The sequence below is a fragment of the Aeromonas allosaccharophila genome, from assembly GCF_000819685.1.
GTDB lineage: Bacteria > Pseudomonadota > Gammaproteobacteria > Enterobacterales > Aeromonadaceae > Aeromonas > Aeromonas allosaccharophila.
Genome location: NZ_CDBR01000097.1, coordinates 1 through 18,073 on the forward strand (window position 1 = coordinate 1; position 18,073 = coordinate 18,073).

14 protein-coding genes and 1 riboswitch are annotated in these 18,073 nt (G+C 60.9%); of the genes, 4 read left to right on the forward strand and 10 right to left on the reverse strand.

Going from position 1 to position 18,073, the window contains the following annotated elements:
* The first annotated feature begins 525 nt into the window (after nt 1-525).
* Nucleotides 526-1,722, forward strand: a complete 1,197-nt coding sequence (locus BN1115_RS17075; protein ID WP_042658160.1) for an NnrS family protein — start codon at nt 526-528, stop codon at nt 1,720-1,722.
* Between the two features lie 16 nt (nt 1,723-1,738).
* Here BN1115_RS17075 and BN1115_RS17080 read toward each other — a convergent pair whose 3' ends face one another.
* Nucleotides 1,739-2,308 carry a helix-turn-helix domain-containing protein gene (locus BN1115_RS17080; protein ID WP_042658091.1) on the reverse strand — a complete coding sequence of 190 codons (570 nt, stop codon included), beginning with the start codon at nt 2,306-2,308 and terminating at the stop codon, nt 1,739-1,741.
* A gap of 128 nt (nt 2,309-2,436) precedes the next feature.
* On the opposite strand from BN1115_RS17080, the gene BN1115_RS17085 reads away from it, so the two are divergent.
* Nucleotides 2,437-3,597, forward strand: coding sequence for a benzoate/H(+) symporter BenE family transporter (locus BN1115_RS17085; RefSeq protein ID WP_042063508.1), 1,161 nt, complete (start codon nt 2,437-2,439; stop codon nt 3,595-3,597).
* 136 nt (nt 3,598-3,733) lie between these two features.
* Nucleotides 3,734-4,798 (forward strand): DUF3103 family protein, encoded by a 1,065-nt coding sequence (locus BN1115_RS17090; protein ID WP_042658092.1) that lies wholly within the window; start codon nt 3,734-3,736, stop codon nt 4,796-4,798.
* A gap of 69 nt (nt 4,799-4,867) precedes the next feature.
* Here BN1115_RS17090 and metF read toward each other — a convergent pair whose 3' ends face one another.
* Nucleotides 4,868-5,758, reverse strand: a complete 891-nt coding sequence (gene metF / locus BN1115_RS17095) for a methylenetetrahydrofolate reductase (protein ID WP_033138589.1) — start codon at nt 5,756-5,758, stop codon at nt 4,868-4,870.
* 329 nt (nt 5,759-6,087) lie between these two features.
* Between metF and BN1115_RS17100 the strand changes: the two genes are divergently transcribed.
* Nucleotides 6,088-6,885 (forward strand): GNAT family N-acetyltransferase, encoded by a 798-nt coding sequence (locus BN1115_RS17100; protein ID WP_042658093.1) that lies wholly within the window; start codon nt 6,088-6,090, stop codon nt 6,883-6,885.
* A 79-nt stretch (nt 6,886-6,964) separates the two neighbouring features.
* Here BN1115_RS17100 and BN1115_RS17105 read toward each other — a convergent pair whose 3' ends face one another.
* From BN1115_RS17105 to thiC, 8 genes are all read right to left on the reverse strand, one after another.
* Nucleotides 6,965-8,422, reverse strand: a complete 1,458-nt coding sequence (locus tag BN1115_RS17105) for an ABC transporter substrate-binding protein (RefSeq protein ID WP_042658094.1) — start codon at nt 8,420-8,422, stop codon at nt 6,965-6,967.
* Between the two features lie 8 nt (nt 8,423-8,430).
* Nucleotides 8,431-10,410, reverse strand: coding sequence for a HAMP domain-containing methyl-accepting chemotaxis protein (locus tag BN1115_RS17110; protein WP_042658095.1), 1,980 nt, complete (start codon nt 10,408-10,410; stop codon nt 8,431-8,433).
* Between the two features lie 494 nt (nt 10,411-10,904).
* Complete coding sequence (thiH, locus tag BN1115_RS17115) at nt 10,905-12,134, reverse strand: 2-iminoacetate synthase ThiH (protein ID WP_425248156.1); 1,230 nt, start codon at nt 12,132-12,134, stop codon at nt 10,905-10,907.
* Nucleotides 12,135-12,166: 32 nt separating this feature from the next.
* Nucleotides 12,167-12,934, reverse strand: a complete 768-nt coding sequence (locus BN1115_RS17120; protein WP_042658097.1) for a thiazole synthase — start codon at nt 12,932-12,934, stop codon at nt 12,167-12,169.
* Nucleotides 12,935-13,019: 85 nt separating this feature from the next.
* On the reverse strand, nt 13,020-13,226 hold the full coding sequence (gene thiS, locus BN1115_RS17125) for a sulfur carrier protein ThiS (RefSeq protein WP_042658098.1): 207 nt from the start codon (nt 13,224-13,226) through the stop codon (nt 13,020-13,022).
* The gene (locus BN1115_RS17130; protein WP_042658099.1) at nt 13,223-13,999 is read right to left on the reverse strand and encodes a HesA/MoeB/ThiF family protein; all 777 of its coding nucleotides are present in this window, start codon (nt 13,997-13,999) and stop codon (nt 13,223-13,225) included. The genes thiS and BN1115_RS17130 overlap by 4 nt, the downstream gene beginning before the upstream one ends.
* On the reverse strand, nt 13,989-15,626 hold the full coding sequence (gene thiE, locus BN1115_RS17135; protein ID WP_042658100.1) for a thiamine phosphate synthase: 1,638 nt from the start codon (nt 15,624-15,626) through the stop codon (nt 13,989-13,991). The genes BN1115_RS17130 and thiE overlap by 11 nt, the downstream gene beginning before the upstream one ends.
* The gene (gene thiC / locus BN1115_RS17140; RefSeq protein WP_042658101.1) at nt 15,623-17,653 is read right to left on the reverse strand and encodes a phosphomethylpyrimidine synthase ThiC; all 2,031 of its coding nucleotides are present in this window, start codon (nt 17,651-17,653) and stop codon (nt 15,623-15,625) included. The genes thiE and thiC overlap by 4 nt, the downstream gene beginning before the upstream one ends.
* Before the next feature lie 280 nt (nt 17,654-17,933).
* Nucleotides 17,934-18,046, reverse strand: a riboswitch (TPP riboswitch).
* Nucleotides 18,047-18,073 lie beyond the last annotated feature (27 nt).

The following is an 18,073-nucleotide window of genomic DNA, read 5'->3' on the forward strand; positions in this document are numbered from 1 at the left end:
AGTTTGGTTTGCGTTCATTCATTACCGAGGCAATGAACTTCAGCGGCTCAATGAATTGCTGAAATAAACTGTTCGGCTTGTTATTGCTAACAAGTCGTTTTGGTCACTTCACCAGACATTGAAAATCAACAAAATTGTTTGATGTTCGATGCTGTGAGTGCCCACACAGATTGCTTGATTCAAATTGTTAAAGAGCGTCACGCTTGTCGCGTTGAGGAGGCGCATATTACGCTCCTCACTTCGAAAGTCAAGCGATTGTTTTCGCTTTTCTTTCGGCGCCCACTTCATTAAGAAGCTGGCTCATCAGCTCGGCGTGTTCCGCCGTGCTGGTAGGGGCGCATTATAGGGAGCCGCGCCGGGATGACAAGGGCTTTTTCAGCAAAAAAGTTCGTTCGCTCAGATATCAAGCAATCACCTCTTTTTTTGTTCGAAATGGCATCAATCTAGACTATTGCCGGATTTAAATTGAACATTTGAAAAGCCAATTTATAATTGCCATCTCAAATGTTCAATTGGAATGCCCTCATGCATCAAATCCTCGATAGCCATAAGGAAGAGCAAATCGTCCCGCTGTTCCGCTTGGGGTTCCGACCCTTCTTCTTGTTCGGAGCTCTGTTTGCTGCCGTCGCCATGCTGCTCTGGCTGGGGCAGCTCAACAGTTGGCTTACCTTGCCCGGGATTGCCAACCCGATCTGGTGGCATGGTCATGAGATGCTGTTTGGTTTCGGGGCTGCCATCGTCGCGGGTTTCTTGCTCACCGCGGTGCAGAACTGGACGGCCCATCCAGGTGTTCGGAGCTGGCCATTGGCGCTGGTGGTGGGGTTGTGGATGTTGCCAAGGACATTGTTACCCTGGCTGGGTGAGGAGAATACGCTCCTGATGGTGGCAGACCTGCTCTGGCTACCGCTTTGCACCTGGTTCCTTGCCAAGCCTATTTTGATCACCCGGCAATGGCGAAACCTGTTCTTCGTGCCCCTGTTGCTGATACTGACCTTGCTCAATGGCGCCAGCTGGTTATGGCATGCAGAGTGGAATACCGTTGAGCATCTGCTGATCACGACTGTGCTGTTGTTTACCACCCTGATCGCCGTGATGGGTGGAAGGGTGATTCCGTTCTTCACCGCCCGAGCAACCGGTCAGGAGAAAGCCACACCTCGGCTCTGGCTGGAACGGGCGGCGCTCGCGACATTGTGGCTTATCTTGCTGTGCTGGCTGCTGCTCCCCACCCAATGGGTCACCTGCATATATATAGTGCCTCTCTATATAGTGGCAGCGAGTTTGCATCTGTGGCGACAACTGCGTTGGCATCTGCCATCGACCATTGCGCATCCCCTGCTGTGGTCACTCCATCTCGCCTATCTGTTTATCCCTCTTGGCCTGCTCGCTCTTGCGGCACATAGCGCGGGTCTGCCCATCACGCTGTCAATGGCCAGCCACCTGCTCAGCGCAGGCTGTATGGGCACCATGATCCTGGGCATGATTGCGCGAGTCTCCCTCGGTCATAGCGGTCGGGCGTTGCAGGTGGGGCGCAGGATCACTGGCGCATTTGCCCTGGTTATCGCTGCCGCCACAATCCGGGTGGTGATTCCGCTACTCTGGCCTGCCTATACCCTGCACGGCTGGAACCTCAGCGCGCTTGCCTGGATCGCTGCCTATGGTCTGTTTGTCTGGGTCTATACCCCGATACTGGCCAGCCCCAGAGCTGATGGCCGACCGGGTTGATCTCTGCAGGGCATGTTCAGGGTGTGGCAACCGGATAGTGGATCAGGTTGTGGAAAATAGCCGGAGCAATGCCCAGATTGCGATAACCGTGGGGGCGGTCGGCAGCAAAGCGCACAGCCTCCCCTTGCGCCAGTGAGCGCCACTCCCCTTCCACCAGCACCTCCATCATGCCGCTGATGACGATGACATGCTCGGTCACTCCCGGCTCATGGGGCTCGGATTCACGCTGGTAACCCGGCAACAGGGTCAGCTCAAGCAATTCGAAGCCAAACCGGTTTTCATAAGGGAAGAGCGGCGCTACTTGCATGCCCTCTCCCGCTGGCTGCTGGCGAATGGCATCGGCGGTGCGATAGAGCACCTCTGCCTGCGCGGCTGGTGTGGGCTCGATGAAACTGGAAAATGAGACTCGAAAACCGGTGGCGATCTTCCATAGCGTTGCCACCGTCGGGCTGGACTCCCCCCGCTCAATCTGCCCCAGCATCGCCTTGCTGACACCCGTTTCGCGCGCGGCGGCATCCAGACTCCAGCCTCGCTCGCTGCGCAGCTCCTTCAGTCGAGCAGCCAGATGCTGACTCATCTCTTGCATAACTGCCTCTTTATTACTCTATTACTCTTGCACAATGCGCCTTGTGCGCTATAGCGCACGACGATATAGTCAAAACCAGATTGTACGTAATAACGCACAGCACGTCACAACGCCAAGAGGAAATCCCCATGCCCTTCGCCCTCCCCCATCTGGTCGCAGGCTTTATCGCCGTGATGGTCGGTTACACCAGCTCCGTCATCCTGATCATCCAGGCCGCCACGGCGGCGGGTGCTGATACTGCCCAAGTTGCTTCCTGGCTCTGGACGCTGGGGATCGGTATGGGGGTGAGCTGCATCGGCCTCTCTCTCTATTACCGCATGCCCGTACTGACCGCCTGGTCCACCCCGGGCGCGGCACTGCTGATCACTACTCTGGGCAACTTCACTCTAGCGGAAGCCATCGGCGCCTTTGTGATCTCGTCCCTGCTGATTACTCTGTGCGGCATCAGCGGCTGGTTCGACCGTTTGATGAGGCATATCCCGGCTCCGCTGGCCGCCGCCATGCTCGCTGGGGTGCTGCTCAGATTCGGGCTGGATCTGTTCAAGGTCGCCCCGCAAGATCCCTTGCTGCTTGGCACCCTGCTGCTGACCTTCCTGCTGGGGCGTCATCTCTGGCCCCGCTATACCATGGTACTGGTGCTGGGAGTGGGGATGCTGATCTGCAGCGTGCGGGGGGAATTGCAGCTGGCAGCCCTGCACTGGCAGCTCGCCAGCCCGGTCTGGACCTGGCCAACCTTCTCCCTTGATGCCTTTTTTGGCATCGCGCTGCCGCTGTTCATTGTCACCATGACATCGCAAAACATGCCGGGGATCGCCATCTTGCGAGCACATGGCTATCAGCCTGCCACCTCCTCGCTGATCAGCTGGACTGGCCTGACCGGCCTGCTGCTCGCCCCTTTTGGCGGCTATGCCTTCAATCTGGCCGCCATCACCGCCGCCATCTGCATGGGCAAAGAGGTCGACCCGGATCTCAAGCGCCGCTGGCCTGCTGCCGTCTGGGCGGGTTGCTTTTATCTTGTGACCGGCTGTTTTGGCGCGACCGTCGCGGCCCTGTTTAGCGCCTTTCCGGCAGCACTTGTCACCTGCGTCGCCGGATTGGCCCTGCTAGGCACCATCGGCAGCAGCCTGCACTCGGCCTTGCAACAGGATGAAGCGCGAGAAGCTGCGCTGCTCACCTTTATCATTACCGCGTCAGGGATCAGCCTGCTCGGCATCGCGGCAGCCTGCTGGGGGCTGCTCATCGGACTTGCCTTGCACTGGCTTCATTTATATCGACAAGAAAATCAATGAGACCTCAAACCGTGATGACCTGCGCAAGATCCGGGAAAATTAGTTCACAGATGAAACTAATTACCCTCTATTGGTGTCAGGGCACCACTCTTCCCGGACATGGTGCTCTGTCAGGTTCATGCAACGGAGAATAATAATGAAACATCAGGCTTTCATCATGTTGCTGGCGCTTCTGGGCGTCAGCACGGCACACGCAGCCGACACGGACAGAGAGCTGGCTCGCCAGCTCGCACTTCAGCAGAAAAACCTGCTGCCCCTGCTGAGCAATCAGCAATACCAGAGCCCGCTTCCCAACCTGCTGCAAAAAGCCAGCCCGCGCCTTAAACGGCAGGCGACCGATGCCAACCAGGCGGCCATCAGTCGGCAAGGACTGGATGGCGAGGTCAAGCAACTGATGCAGTTGCGGCTGGCCAACACCGAGCAGGCCGCCGCACTGCAACAGGGCGTCGAACCGCTGGTCGCTTATGTTCCGAGCGGGGATGAGAAGAGCTGGAGCGCGATCGAGGCGTTCGACAGCGCTGGCAATCCCGTCTATCTGGATGTGGACAAGGCACCGGCTCGGCCGGTTCTGGTGGTCGAGGCGGATCCCGTCAAAGCCAAGAACGCAGGCTTGAAGGTGATACGCAAGGCGCTGGCCGATGCGGATCTGCAAAGCGCACCGCGAGCGGCGGCCAGCACGGCGCCGCTCAAGACCAGTGTCCTGAAAAAGATCAGACTGAAGGATGATCAGGAGCCCTGGCTGCTCGGCGCGGCCGAAGTGTATGCGGTGGTCGCAGGGGTCAATCCCAGCCGGGATGAGCCAGTGGTCGATATTGTCGACATGCCCTACCTCGACTATGACAACACCGATTACACCCCCAACCAGATCCTGGTCTACTGGGATCGCTATCGCTGGGGAGCCGTCGACGTGGTGATGATGGAGCAGGATGACAACGTCAACTACAAGGAGCTGAGCGCTCTGCTGATTGAAGCCCTCAAGCTCGGCTTTACTGCGGGTGGGGTGCCGGAAGCGCTGCCCTTCCTCGATCTTGGTGGTCGCATCGTCAAGGCGCTGCCCGACTCCTGGATGACCAACAACGATGACTATCTGGATACCTTCTACACCCTGGAGCAGGATCAGGTCTATCACCAGTATCCGGGGGCTGCCGGTAATGCGGTTATCGATCTCGAGCCGAAAGAGATCCCGGTAACCCGGCCTTAAACCACGACCATAGCGAAAAAGCCAATGAGCAACTCATTGGCTTTTTGCTTTTATCGCGCTGACCACAGGTCAGCCCTTGGGACGAACCCCCAGGGTATGACAGATGGCATAGGTCAGCTCGGAGCGGTTCAAGGTGTAGAAGTGGAAATCTTTCACCCCCTCCTGACTCAGCACGCGCACCTGATCGATGGCGATGCTCGCCCCCACCAGATTGCGGGTCATCTGATCGTTATCCAGCCCCTCGAAACGCTGATGCATCCAGCGCGGGATCTTCACGTTGGTGAAACCAGCAAACTTGGCCAGCGTCTGGTAGTTGGAAACCGGCAGGATCCCCGGCACGATTTCGGCATCGATACCGATGGCGGCGCAGCGATCCCGAAAGCGTAAGTAAGTTTCCACATCGAAGAAGAACTGGGTGATGGCACGGTTGGCACCGGCATCGATCTTGCGTTTGAGGTTGAGCAGGTCGGACTGCGCACTCTTGGCCTCCGGGTGGCCTTCCGGATAGGCGGCAACCGAGATATCGAAGTCAGCCTCAGACTTGAGCAGGGCAACCAGATCGGTGGCATACATATCCGGCTTGTCCAACCCCTGCGGCAAGTCACCGCGCAGAGCCACGATATGACGAATACCGCTGTTCCAGTAGTCGCGGGCGATGGTGCGCAGCTCGTCGCGGCTGGCATCGATACAGGTCAGGTGCGGCGCCGCAATCAGGCCAGTCCGCTCCTTGATGTCCTTGATCACCTTATGGGTGCGATCACGGGTGCCGGAGTTGGCGCCATAAGTGACGGAGACGAACTTGGGTTCCAGCACTTTCAGCCGCTCGATGGACTGCCAGAGAGTATTCTCCATCCCTTCACTGTTGGGCGGAAAAAACTCGAAACTGACCGATATATCGCCATTCAAATCTGCCAAGCTCTGGTTGAGCGCCTCAACCTGACGTGCACTGTGAAATCCCATCTGCTCTTCTCCCTGTCCTGCAATCCATCTTCTTACGTCAAAACGGATGTTTGGACGTCTAAACGTCTTTATATTTATGAGTAAAACGATACAAAGTCAACAGGGATTTACCTCACATCCGATCTGACGAACGTCATATTTACAAAATTAACGGTACGTAACCGAAAAGTGCCCATCCCAAAATCGCCCCAGTCGAGTTATGATGGGGCCAGATCGTCCTGGACGTTCTGAATCTGCGTGTGATTGTTTGGCCGGAGGATTCTCCGGCCCCTTTTCATCTATTTCCCCCTCCTGCCGATAACAGAATGAGTCTTTGCAGGAGCACCATCATGGATACCCACCCCGGCTTTGCCACCGACTTGCTGTTTGATCGCTATCAGGGCGAGGTCACTCAGCATGAGCAGTTCTGGGCGGTTCGCACACCGGATGCTCCCGACTACTACTTCGGCAACTACCTGTTGCTCACCACCCCGCCCAGCGACCGTGACAAAGGCTGGCTGGAAGCCGCCTTTGATCAACTGATCGGTCACGACCACAGAGTCCGCCACCGCACTTTTCAATGGCCACTGGCGGCCGGGCAAAACAGCCGGATCGCCGGTTTTGTCGCAACGGGATACCAGTATATGGAGTGCGTGGTGCTGGCGCTGGATAAGCAGAGCTGGCAGCCTCATGGTGATATCAATGGTCCCCAGGTTCGCGCCTTCACCACTGCGGATTGGCAAGAGTGGCTCGACTTCGAACTGCATGAGCGGGATGAGGGGCACACGGCAGAGAGTTATCTCCCCTATCTGCAATCCCGCCGGGCACTCTATCAGGCCATGATTGCCGATGGGCTCGGGGAGTGGTGGGGGATCTGGCAAGAGGGGCAGCTGGTAGCCAGTTGTGGTCTCTTCTTCTGCGGCCCGCTGGGCCGCTTCCAGTTGGTACGCACTCACCAGGCGTGGCGCAATAAGGGTTTATGCCGCCAGCTGCTGAGTCAAGTAGCTCGCGCAGGATTGTCCCGCGCCAAGCAGCTGATCATCGTGGCCGACGAGCACTACCATGCCCAGCGCATTTACCGCTCTCTGGGGTTCGCCCCGGTAGCCCGCATCGGCAGCCTCTGCCGTTGGCCCCACGACACACCATAAAGAAGCGATTCGCTCTGGCCGCGAGCCATCAATAAAAACGGGAGGCTGATGCCTCCCGCTTGTTATTTATGCTGATGAGTTATTGCTGCGGTGCTTCCAGCTCGTTGGAGAGCGCCTGCTCCACATCAGCCGCAGGAGCGGGGACTGGCGCCGTCGCAGCTGATGCAGGTTCTGCGGGAGTCACAGCGGGTGTCACCACGGCCGGCGTGTCACTGGTCGCGGGTGCAGCGGACACAGCAGCCGGTGCTGAAACCGGAGCAGGCGTGACGGCATCGCACTGACAATCCGCGCTCTTGGCCTTGCTGCCCTGATGAGGGGCATACCAGCCCTTCAAGCCCCCCTCCAGTCGATCCGCGGCCGCCTTGGGCTCCATCTTGCCAAGCAGCACCGCCTGACTCACCTCGGCCAGTTCATCCCCCAACTTGGGCGTACCACGAGAGAGGATCTGGGTCGCCACCCGAATGGTCGAGTCACACTGATCGCGCCACTCCATCATCTCTTTGGCCGCCGGATTGGTGACATCAAAGAAGTGGTTGGAGAGGGAGAAGAATCCCGGCAGCGAGTTGGTATAGAGCTCGGCAAATTGCGGCGTCGTCAGCCACTGCAAGAAGGCCATCGCCCCCTCTTTGTTCTTGCTGGCCGGATTCATCCCCATACCGATATCGGTGTGGTCGGTAAAGAAGCAGCCATCCCCCTGTTTGGCCACTGGCGGACGCATAACGCCAAAATCGACCTTGCCGGTGAAGGGCGCAATCTCCCAGGAGCCCGCCACATAGAAGGCGGCCTTGCCCGAAGTGAACAACTCGTTGCTGGTCGCATAATCGCGGCTCTCGCCCCCCTCACCAAGGTAGGATCGCCAGCGGGCCAGTTCGTCGAACACCTTCACATATTGCGGGTTATCCAACCGCTCCTGCCCGCCGATCAGCGCCAGACGGCCGTCCTCCCCCTTCCAGTAGTTGGGGCCAATATTCTGGAACCCCAGCTCGGAGGCAACCCAGCTCTCGGAACCGCTCATGGCCAGCGGCACATAGCGCCCGTCTGCCTTGATCTTGTCCAGCACCGCAAAGAACTGATCGCGGGTTTGCGGCAATGTCAGCCCCAACTCACTGAAGATCTTCTTGTTATAGAAGAAGCCATGGATTACCGAGGCCATCGGCACGCAGAAGGTCTGGGCACCGGAATCGGTCTGCCAGGGTGACTGGGCAAAACTCGGGAAGTTCTCCATCCCCGCCATCTCGGTCAGCTCGGCCAGATGGCCCGCCTTGAACAGGGCGAGCGAGTCATCAAACGGACGGCAGGTGATCAGATCCCCCGCCTTGCCCCCTTTCAGACTCTCCCACAGAGTGGGCATGTAGTTGACGTTCTGCACCGGATGAAAACTCACCTTGATGCCGGGATGCGCCGCCTCAAACGCCGGGATAATCTTCTGCTCCCACAGCGCCTTGTCATCGGTTCGCCAGCTTTCAATCACCAGCTCACTGGCCATCAGCTGGCCACACAACAGGAGACTCAGGGCTCCAATCCACTTTTTAGACATAAGCCCTCCTAGACCTTGAAATGAGCGATCAATTGCTGCTGTTTGGCGACCAGGTCGGCCAGCACTTCGCTGCTGCTGGCGGATTCGCGCGCCTCCCGCTCTGTCTCGTATGCCACATCGGCAATACCGGCAATATGACGAGCAACCCCCTGACTGACGGAGATCTGCTCCTGAGCGGCATGGGCCACCTGATCGGCCATTGACTTGATGGCCCCCATCCGATCGGCAATGGATTGCAGCGCCACATCCATCTCGCGAGTCTGCTCGACACAGCTCTGGGTCTGCTCCTGGCTGCGCCCCATCACTTCGACCACATGCTTGCTGGAGCTCTGCAGGTTCTCAATCATCCCCTGGATCTCTTCGGTCGAGGTCTGGGTGCGATTGGCCAGTGCCCGCACCTCATCGGCCACCACCGCAAAACCGCGACCGGCATCACCAGCACGGGCCGCTTCGATGGCGGCGTTCAGAGCCAACAGGTTGGTCTGCTCGGCAATACTGCGGATCACATCGAGAATGCTGCCGATGTTGTTACTGAATTCCCCCAGCTTGTAGGTGATCCCGACCGCCTCCTCCATGGCGCCAGCCAACTGCTCGGTAAGCCTGCGAGTGGTAGCCACTTTCTGGCGACCACTGCGCGCCTCTTCATCGGCCAGATCCACCTCCCGCTTGGTGCCATCGGTAGAGCGAGCCACCTCGGTGGCGCTCACTTCCAGCTCGGTAATGGCGGCGGCCACCTGATCGGTCTGGCTCTTCTGCTCCTGCACCCGGGACATGGCCCGTTCGCTGATCTCGGCGGCACGGCTCGCCTCATCCACCAGATGACGAGAGCCCGCATTGATTTGGGAGAGCAGCTCACCAGTCTTGCCTGCCAGGGTGTCAATGGAGCGGGAGAGCGTGCCAAACTCGCAGCTGCTACGGTAGTTGATGCGGCGGGTCATGTCACCGGCCGCCATGTAATCGAGCTCCTTGTTGATCATCTGCAACGGACGCTGAATACTGCGCGCCGTGGTATAGCCGATCACCAGCGCCGCAGCAGCCGACATCGCGGCAACCACCAGGATCCAGAAGCTGGCGCTACTGACCGCCGCATCGGCATTGATCCGGCTATCGCTGGCGATGGCACCGGCAGACTTGCCCATCTCATCGAGCAAATTGAGGCTGTTGACCAGACTGGCATCCAGCTGCTGATTCTGAGTGGCCAGCGACAGCTCCAGTTGCTGAGCCTGACGCATAGTTGCCAGCAAGCCCTGAGCGCCAAGCGCCAACTCCTGCATCCGGTCGAGATTGGAGACAAAGCGCGCTTTCACATCATCGGGCACCGTCACTCGATCCAGACGCTTGCGCGCCATCTCGATATCCTTGCTCAACACCTTTTCCAGCTCGTTCAAATCGGTTTTGGCATCGGCACGGCGGATATTCTTCAGATCGCGGGCGATACCTGAGGTAATGAGTTCCGCCTTGTTGCGCATGGAGCGCTTGCTGGCAGTCTGTTGCAGCAGCAGATCCGCCGCCCACTGGTAGGTATCCTCAAGCCGGATAAATTCCATCTCCAGCTTGTGGCGCTGATCCAATGCACTGACCCACTGCCGATGCTGGGCCAGCATCTGATCCGCCAAGCCATAAAATTGGGTGGTGGCACTCTCGACCTGCTGGAAGCGGGCGCGGGCATCCGCCACGCCGGTGAATTTACCCATCTCCTGACTCAGCTGGGCGAAGCGATTCTGCTGCTCCTTGAACTGATTGGCCAACTGCGGCAACTGGGCGGCATCTTCACTGGTGCGGTAGACCAGCACCCAGCGGTTGCTATCCTGCAGCGCCCCCTTGAGACCTGCGACAGCTACCACCAGCGGGGTTGCCCGGTCAGATACGGCGGAGAGGCCGTCATTTATACCCTTGATTTTAAAGGTACTGATCACGCCAAGCAGGATCAGCAACAGCAGCATCAACACAAATCCGGCGATGATCCGCTGCACGATAGATAAACCCATGGAGACATCCTCACTCATTGGGGGAAGGTAAAGTGAACATAGTCACTATCGGCAGGGGTAGCGAATAACTGAAATAAAGCGGTAGGTATTTAATTGATTTGTATCGGGTTGGATCACAGTCCTGAACTTGAGCAAGACATAGCGAGACTGGAGGCGATTCAGTGGCAAGCCCTCAGATACCATATCGGCTCTTGAAGCAGGCTGAGGGTCATGGGTAATCAGGTAGCCTTTTCTTTGACCACGCAAAGAAAAGTTACTCGCCCAAGCCCGAAGGGCGGGCGAAACCCCTTCGAGGCCAGCGGCCTCGCGTCCTGCACGGCAAAGCCGTGCCAACACACAACGGCCCCTGCCGCCAACGCCATACCTCGGAACGGACGATTACGCCTACCGGCTAATCAACCCTACGATTGCATGGCGCAGCCGTGCCTGCTTGCCACAGGCACAGCGTCTGGCTGGACGCCCGGATGCCACCGGTAAAGGGGGCGTGGCCGCCCCTATCGGCCCAAAAACGCCTCCCAGTCCTTGAACACCGGCTGCAACCCCGCCTGCTGCACGGCGGCGGCCACTTCCCCCACCGGACGGTCGTCGTGGATGGCGAACTGCTCCAGCTCCTCTGCATCCCCCTCGGCGTAGCCCCCCGGCTGGGTGCGCGACTCGGCCGACATCTGGGTGATGCCAAGGCGCACCGCGCCGTTGCGAAAGGTGGCGGACTCACGGGTGGAGAGGGACAAGTCCAGCGTGGGCGAGAAGAGGCGCCAGGCGCAGATAAGCTGGGCCAGCTGGCGATCCGACATGACCACGGCAGGCTCCAGCCCGCCGGTGCAGGGGCGCAGGCGCGGGAAGGAGAGCGAGTAGCGGCTCTGCCAGTGGTGTCGCTCAAGCCAACTCAGATGCTCGGCGACAAAGTAACTGTCGGCGCACCAGTCCGAGGAGAGACCGATGAGCGCCCCCAACCCGATTTTGTCGATCCCGGCGCGGCCGAGCCGATCCGGCGTGGCGAGGCGCCACGCGATGTCACGCTTGTTGCCACGCAGGTGGTGGCGGGCGTAGGTGGGGGCGTGGTAGGTCTCCTGATAGACCATGACGGCATCGAGGCCGAGGGTTTTCAGTTCGGCATATTCGGCCTGCGAGAGGGGCTGCACCTCCATCCCCACCGTGCTGAAGTGGCGGCGGATGATGGGCATCACCTCGCGAAAATAGGCGAGCCCCACCTTGTGCTCGTGCTCGCCGGTCACCAGCAGCACGCTGTCGAAACCGCGCGCCTTGATGGCGAGGCACTCGCGCTCTATCTCCTCTGCATTCAGGGTCTTGCGCTTGAGGCGGTTGCTCATGGAGAAACCGCAGTAGGTGCAGTCGTTGGCGCACAGGTTCGACAGATAGAGCGGCACATAGAAGCCGATGGTGTTGCCAAAGCGCTGGCGGGTCAGCCGCTCGGCCTCGGCCGCCATCTGCGGCAGATACTCCTCGGCAGCTGGCGAGATCAGCGCCATAAAATCGGCCAGGGTGCGCCGGGGTGAACTCAAGGCTCGTGCCACATCGGCGGCGGTCTTGGCACGGATCTGCATGCCGATATCGTCCCACTCCAGCTCGCGCCAGCGGTCGAGAAAGGAGGGAGTAGCGTCCTGCGACTCAGGATTCCGTCCCCCCGGAGCCCTCACCCCCAGCCCCTCTCCCAAAGGGAGAGGGGGGCGAACAGCTAGCTGATCTTGTGGTAGCGAGCCCATAGCCGAGGCATCCATCCCCTCTAAACCCTGATTCATAACACCCCCAGAAAATCGGTGAGCGGGCTGGAGGCTTGGGCCTGCAGGGCGCGGGCGCCGAGGCCCGCTTCATAGGCGCTGCGACCGGCGGTGCAAGCCAGCGCAAAGGCGCGGCCCATGGCGACCGGATCGCCGCTGACGGCGATGGCGGTGTTGACCAGCACGGCGTCGGCGCCCAATTCAAAGGCGGCCGCCGCATGGCTCGGCGCACCGATCCCCGCATCCACCACCACAGGCACATTGGCCTGCTCGATGATGATGGCGAGAAACTCCCGGGTCACCAGCCCCTGATTGGAACCGATGGGCGCGCCCAGCGGCATCACGGCGGCACAACCCACCTCTTCCAGCCGCTTGCAGAGCACAGGGTCGGCGCCACAGTAGGGCAGCACCACAAAGCCCTCTTTCACCAGCTGCTCGGCGGCTTTCAGCGTCTCGATGGGATCGGGCAGCAGATAACGCGGGTCGGGGTGGATCTCGAGCTTCAGCCAGTTTGTTCCCAGCGCCTCGCGGGCGAGGTGGGCGGCAAATACCGCCTCGGCGGCGGTCTTGGCGCCGGAGGTGTTGGGCAGCAGCTTGACCCCGAGTTGCCGAAGGGGCGTGAGAATATCGTCATGGGTCTTGCCCGGTTCGAGCCGCTTGATGGCCATGGTAACCAGCTGGGAGCCGCTCGCCTCGATGGCGGCGGCCATCAGATCCGGGCGGGCAAACTTGCCGGTGCCGGTAAAGAGGCGTGAGGAGAAGGTGTGATCGGCAATTGTCAGCATGTCAGCCTCCGGCCACTGCGATAAGAAGAGGTGAGGCTCCGCCGCAAGGCAGAGCACTCGAAGATGGGACTGCGAGCATCATGGGTTAGCCTCCCGCAATGGCGGTGAAGAGGTGAAGTTCGTCCCCGTCATTGAGACGGGTCTCGGCCCAGCGGCCACGGGGCAGCACGGCGCCGTTAAGGGCTACCGCCACTCCCTGTGGATTAACTTCTTGCGCCGCCAGCAGGTCGGCCACGCTCTGCCCTGCCGCCAGCGGCTGATCTTTATCGTTGAGTCGAATGGTGAGGGTCATGGGGTGATCTCCTTATCGTGTGTCGGGCATCGGCGCTGCCCGCAGACTGGGCAATCGGGATCGGGGGCCAGAGTGAGGGTCTGCCACTGATGGGTCAAAGCATCGAAGCGGCGCAGGGTGCCAGCCACCGGGCTCGGCATCCCGAGCAGCAGTTTCAGCGCCTCCAGTGCCTGCAAAGATCCCATCACTCCGACCAATGGGCCGGTGACGCCGCTGGTTTCGCAGCTCTGGCTCACCTTGGTATCCAGCGGATAGAGGCAGGCGTAACAGGCGTGATCCGTACCTGTGCGCGCCATCAGCTGCCCCTGCCAACCCACCGCGGCGGCACAGATCCAGGGCTTGCCCTGCTCCACGCAGGCGGCGTTGATGGCCTGGCGGGTGGCGAGGTTGTCGCAGCAGTCGATCACCAAATCTACCTCGGCCACAAACTCCGGCAGGCTGGCAGCATCGAGCCGCTGATTGATGGCGATCAGCTCCACCAGCGGGTTGTGGGTGGCCAAGCGCTCACGAGCCAGCTCCGCCTTGGAGTGGTTGACTGCCTCGCTATCGAACAGGATCTGGCGCGGCAGATTGCTGGAATCCACCGTATCGCCATCGGCCAGCCACAAGGTGCCCACCCCGGCCCCGGCGAGATAGAGTGCAAGCGGCGAGCCAAGCCCGCCCAAGCCCACGATCAGCACGGATTTATCCTTGAGCCGTGCCTGACCCGCCTCCCCCACTTCCGCCAGCATCAGCTGACGGCCGTAGCGCAAATACTCAGCATCAGAGAGCATGAACATCCTCCGGCATGTCGGTCATGAGCTGCGCCGAGCGTGGCTCATCCCCCGCCCCCACGGTAGCGAGCAGCCGCTCGGTCGCCCCTTGCCAGTCGTCGCTGGCGGTGATGGCCGAAACCAGCGCGATACTGCCGACCCCGCTTGTCTTGACCGCCGCCACCCGCTCCTCGCTGATGCCGCCGATGGCCACCGTCGGCCACTCCGCCATCAGGGCGCGGTAGCGATGCAGCCGCACCAGCCCCTGCGGGCGCGAAGGCATCGCCTTGGTGTTGGTCGGGAAGATATGCCCCAGCGCGATATAGGAGGGGGCCAGCTCGCGGGCCCGCATCAGCTCGAAGTAGCCGTGGGTGGAGATGCCAAGGCGCAGCCCGGCCGCCTGAATGGCAGCGAGATCGGCGGTTTCCATATCCTCCTGCCCCAGATGCACGCCCCAGGCGCCCGCCTCGATGGCCTGCTGCCAGTAGTCGTTGATAAAGAGTCGCGCCCCATGACGGCGACCGAGCGCTACCGCATCGCGAATGGCCGGTGCCACCTGAGCGGCGGGTAGATTCTTGATCCGCAGCTGGATGGTCTTGACCCCAGCCCCCAGCAGGCGGCGCAGCCACTTGACCGAATCCACCACCGGATAGAGGCCGAGATTGTGCTCGGTTGCGGCAAAGGGGCCATCCGGCAGACGGGCGCTGCTTGTCTCATACAATCCGAAGCGGCGATCGAGCATTGAGCCCGCCAAGACGGCGCGGGGGAAGTGGGCAAGATCGGCGGGCCAGCCAAGGTGGGCGATGGGTCCCGGGCCTGCGCCCACTCCCTGCGCCGCCGCCAGCCCCTGTTGCAAGTAGGCGCGAGCGAGGGTGATGGCGTCCTCCACCGGATAATCCTGCGCCACCACGGCGGCGATGGCGCTGGCGTAACAGCAACCGGTGCCGTGGCCATGGCGGGTATTCAGGCGCGGCGCCGCCAGCCAGAATTCGCGGGTCTCATCCTGGTAGTAGTCGAGGCAGAGATCGCCACTCAACTCCAGATGGCCCCCCTTGACCAGCACGGCGCGGGCGCCGAGTTCGCGCAGGCGGCGGGCGGCGAGGCGCACCAGCACAGGGCTGGTCGCCGGGATGCCGGTCAGGGCCTCCAGCTCGGGACCGTTGGGGGTGATCAAGGAGAGGCGCGGCAACAGCTGCTCGCGCACCGCTTCCAGCATATTGGGCTCCGCCATCGGGGTGCCGGTGCTGGCGATGGCCACCGGGTCGTAGACCACGAAGGGAGCCTCAATGGCCGCCAGTCGGCGGGCCAGTACCTCCACATGGAGCCGGGTTGGCAGCAGGCCGATCTTGATGGCGGCGGGCGGCAGATCGACGCCGAGGGCGTCGATCTGGGCGGTGAAGGTCTGCATTAGCACAGGGTCGACCATCTTCACCGCCACCGAGTTCTGGGCCGTGATGGCGGTGATAACCGAACAGCCGTGCACGCCAAGGTCGTGCATGGTGTGCAAGTCGGCCTGAATGCCAGCGCCGCCGCCGGAGTCGGAACCGGCTATGGTCCAGACTCTCATTTTGAGATCACTACCCAAGGGTCGCGCCTCCGTCACCGTTGGCAGGTCGGCGGGACTGACAGCCCCGCTTGCTCTGCTCACGCCTCCTCCCCTGCGGCCTGTTTCAGTGCCGCCGCCTGATGGTAGATCTCGCCGCCAGTCTCCTTGAAGGTCTCCGCCATGCGGGCCATGCCGCTCTCCACCTGAGCCACCACCTGCTCCTGCTGGCCACCCATGCCGACCAGCTTGATCTCCACCGCTTCCAGCTTGGCTGCATTCAGTTCGGCGGTGTAGGCGCGCACATCCTGAGTGATCTTCATGGAGCAGAACTTGGGCCCGCACATGGAGCAGAAGTGAGCCACCTTGCCGGACTCCTGCGGCAGGGTCTCGTCGTGATAGGCGCGGGCAGTGTCGGGATCCAGCGCTAGGTTGAACTGATCCTCCCAGCGGAACTCGAAACGCGCCTTGGACATGGCGTTGTCGCGGATCTGGGCCCCAGGGTGACCCTTGGCAAGGTCGGCGGCGTGAGCGGCGATCTTGTAGGTAATCAGCCCCTGCTTCACGTCCTCCTTGTTGGGCAGGCCCAGATGCTCCTTGGGAGTGACGTAGCAGAGCATGGCGCAGCCGTACCAGCCGATGAGCGCGGCACCGATGCCGGAGGTGAAGTGATCGTAACCCGGCGCGATATCGGTGGTGAGCGGGCCCAGCGTATAGAAAGGCGCCTCGTGGCAGTGCTCCAGCTGCTCGGTCATGTTGCGCTCGATCATGTGCATCGGCACATGGCCCGGCCCCTCGATCATCACCTGCACGTCGTACTCCCACGCGATTTTGGTCAGCTCGCCCAGAGTGCGCAGCTCGGCGAACTGGGCCTCGTCGTTGGCGTCATAGACGGAGCCGGGACGCAGACCGTCGCCCAGCGACAGCGCCACGTCATAGGCCGCGCAGATCTCGCAGATTTCGCGGAAGTGCTGGTAGAGGAAGTTCTCCTTGTGGTGGGACAGGCACCACTTGGCCATGATGCTACCGCCGCGCGACACGATGCCGGTGAGGCGCTTGGCGGTCATCGGCACGAAGCGCAGCAAGACACCGGCATGGATGGTGAAGTAGTCCACCCCCTGCTCGGCCTGCTCCAGCAGGGTATCGCGGAACAGCTCCCAGGTGAGCTCTTCAGCGATGCCGTTGGTCTTTTCCAGCGCCTGATAGATGGGCACGGTACCGATGGGCACCGGGCTGTTGCGCAGGATCCACTCGCGGGTCTCGTGGATGTAGCGACCGGTGGAGAGATCCATCACGGTGTCGGCGCCCCAGCGGGTGGACCAGACCAGCTTCTCCACCTCCTCTTCGATGCTGGAGGTGACCGCCGAGTTGCCGATGTTGGCGTTGATCTTCACCAGAAAATTGCGGCCGATGATCATCGGCTCCGCTTCCGGGTGGTTGATGTTGCTGGGGATGATGGCGCGACCGGCGGCCACCTCATCACGCACAAATTCAGGGGTGATGTTCTGGGGCAGGCGGGCACCGAAATCGCGGCCCGGATGCTGGGTGCGCAGGAGCTCGGAGCGCACCCGCTCGCGGCCCATGTTCTCGCGAATGGCGATAAATTCCATCTCGGGGGTAACGATACCGGCACGGGCATAGTGGAGCTGGGTGACCCGGCGGCCCGGCTTGGCGCGGCGCGGCTTATGTTGCAAAGAGTGCAAGTGCTCGAAGCGCAGATGATCCAGCCCCTCATCGGCCAGACGCTCCTGAGTGAAGGTGGAGCTGAGACCCGGCAGTTCGTCGGTGTCATCGCGCTCCAGCACCCAGTTTTCCCGCAGGCGCGGCAGACCACGGCGCACGTCGATGGTGACCCCCTCCTCCCCGTAACGGCCAGAGGTGTCGTAGACCGGGATCGGCTCGTTGGGCTCGAATTGGGGATTTTCCTTATCGCCACTGACAGGGCCGCCGACGAAGGTATCGGCCAGCTGGATCTCCCGCAGCGGAACACGGATATCGGCGCGGGAGCCTTCGATAAAGATGCGGCGGGAGTTGGGGTGAGCCATCCCCTTGAGGCTGTCGATAAAAGCCTGGGCGCTGGAGCGCTGCTCGCGGCGGCTGGATTTGGCGGTATCAGATACAGAAGTAGACATAGCAAAACTCACATTAACTGGTTGAAGTTATGGGTGTTTGCTTGTCTGGAGTTCGAGGAGAAGATGAACTTGCGGCGGGGTGTTTATCTCAGGAGGGAGTGCGCGCGGGATGGATCTCCGCGCTGCTGTGCTGCCACTTCCCGCTCTCTGCATGCTGTGGGCAAGGCGCCCCACGCGCTGGACAACCGGACGGGACAGACTCCCTCCTGTGCGCCCTGACCCATCAAGGGTGATCCCTTCGATGAGCGGAAGAGGCTTGTCCCTCCTCCGGCGCGGTAACCCGCAAGTTACCCTTGTTCCCTTCGCAGGTTTTAACCTGATCAGGTTCCACGGATCCCGAATTAACGGTCTCAGCTTCGCGTCGTTCGACGGTCAGCACTCCGACAAGATGGCGCCAGTATAAGGGGGAAAATCTAAAGC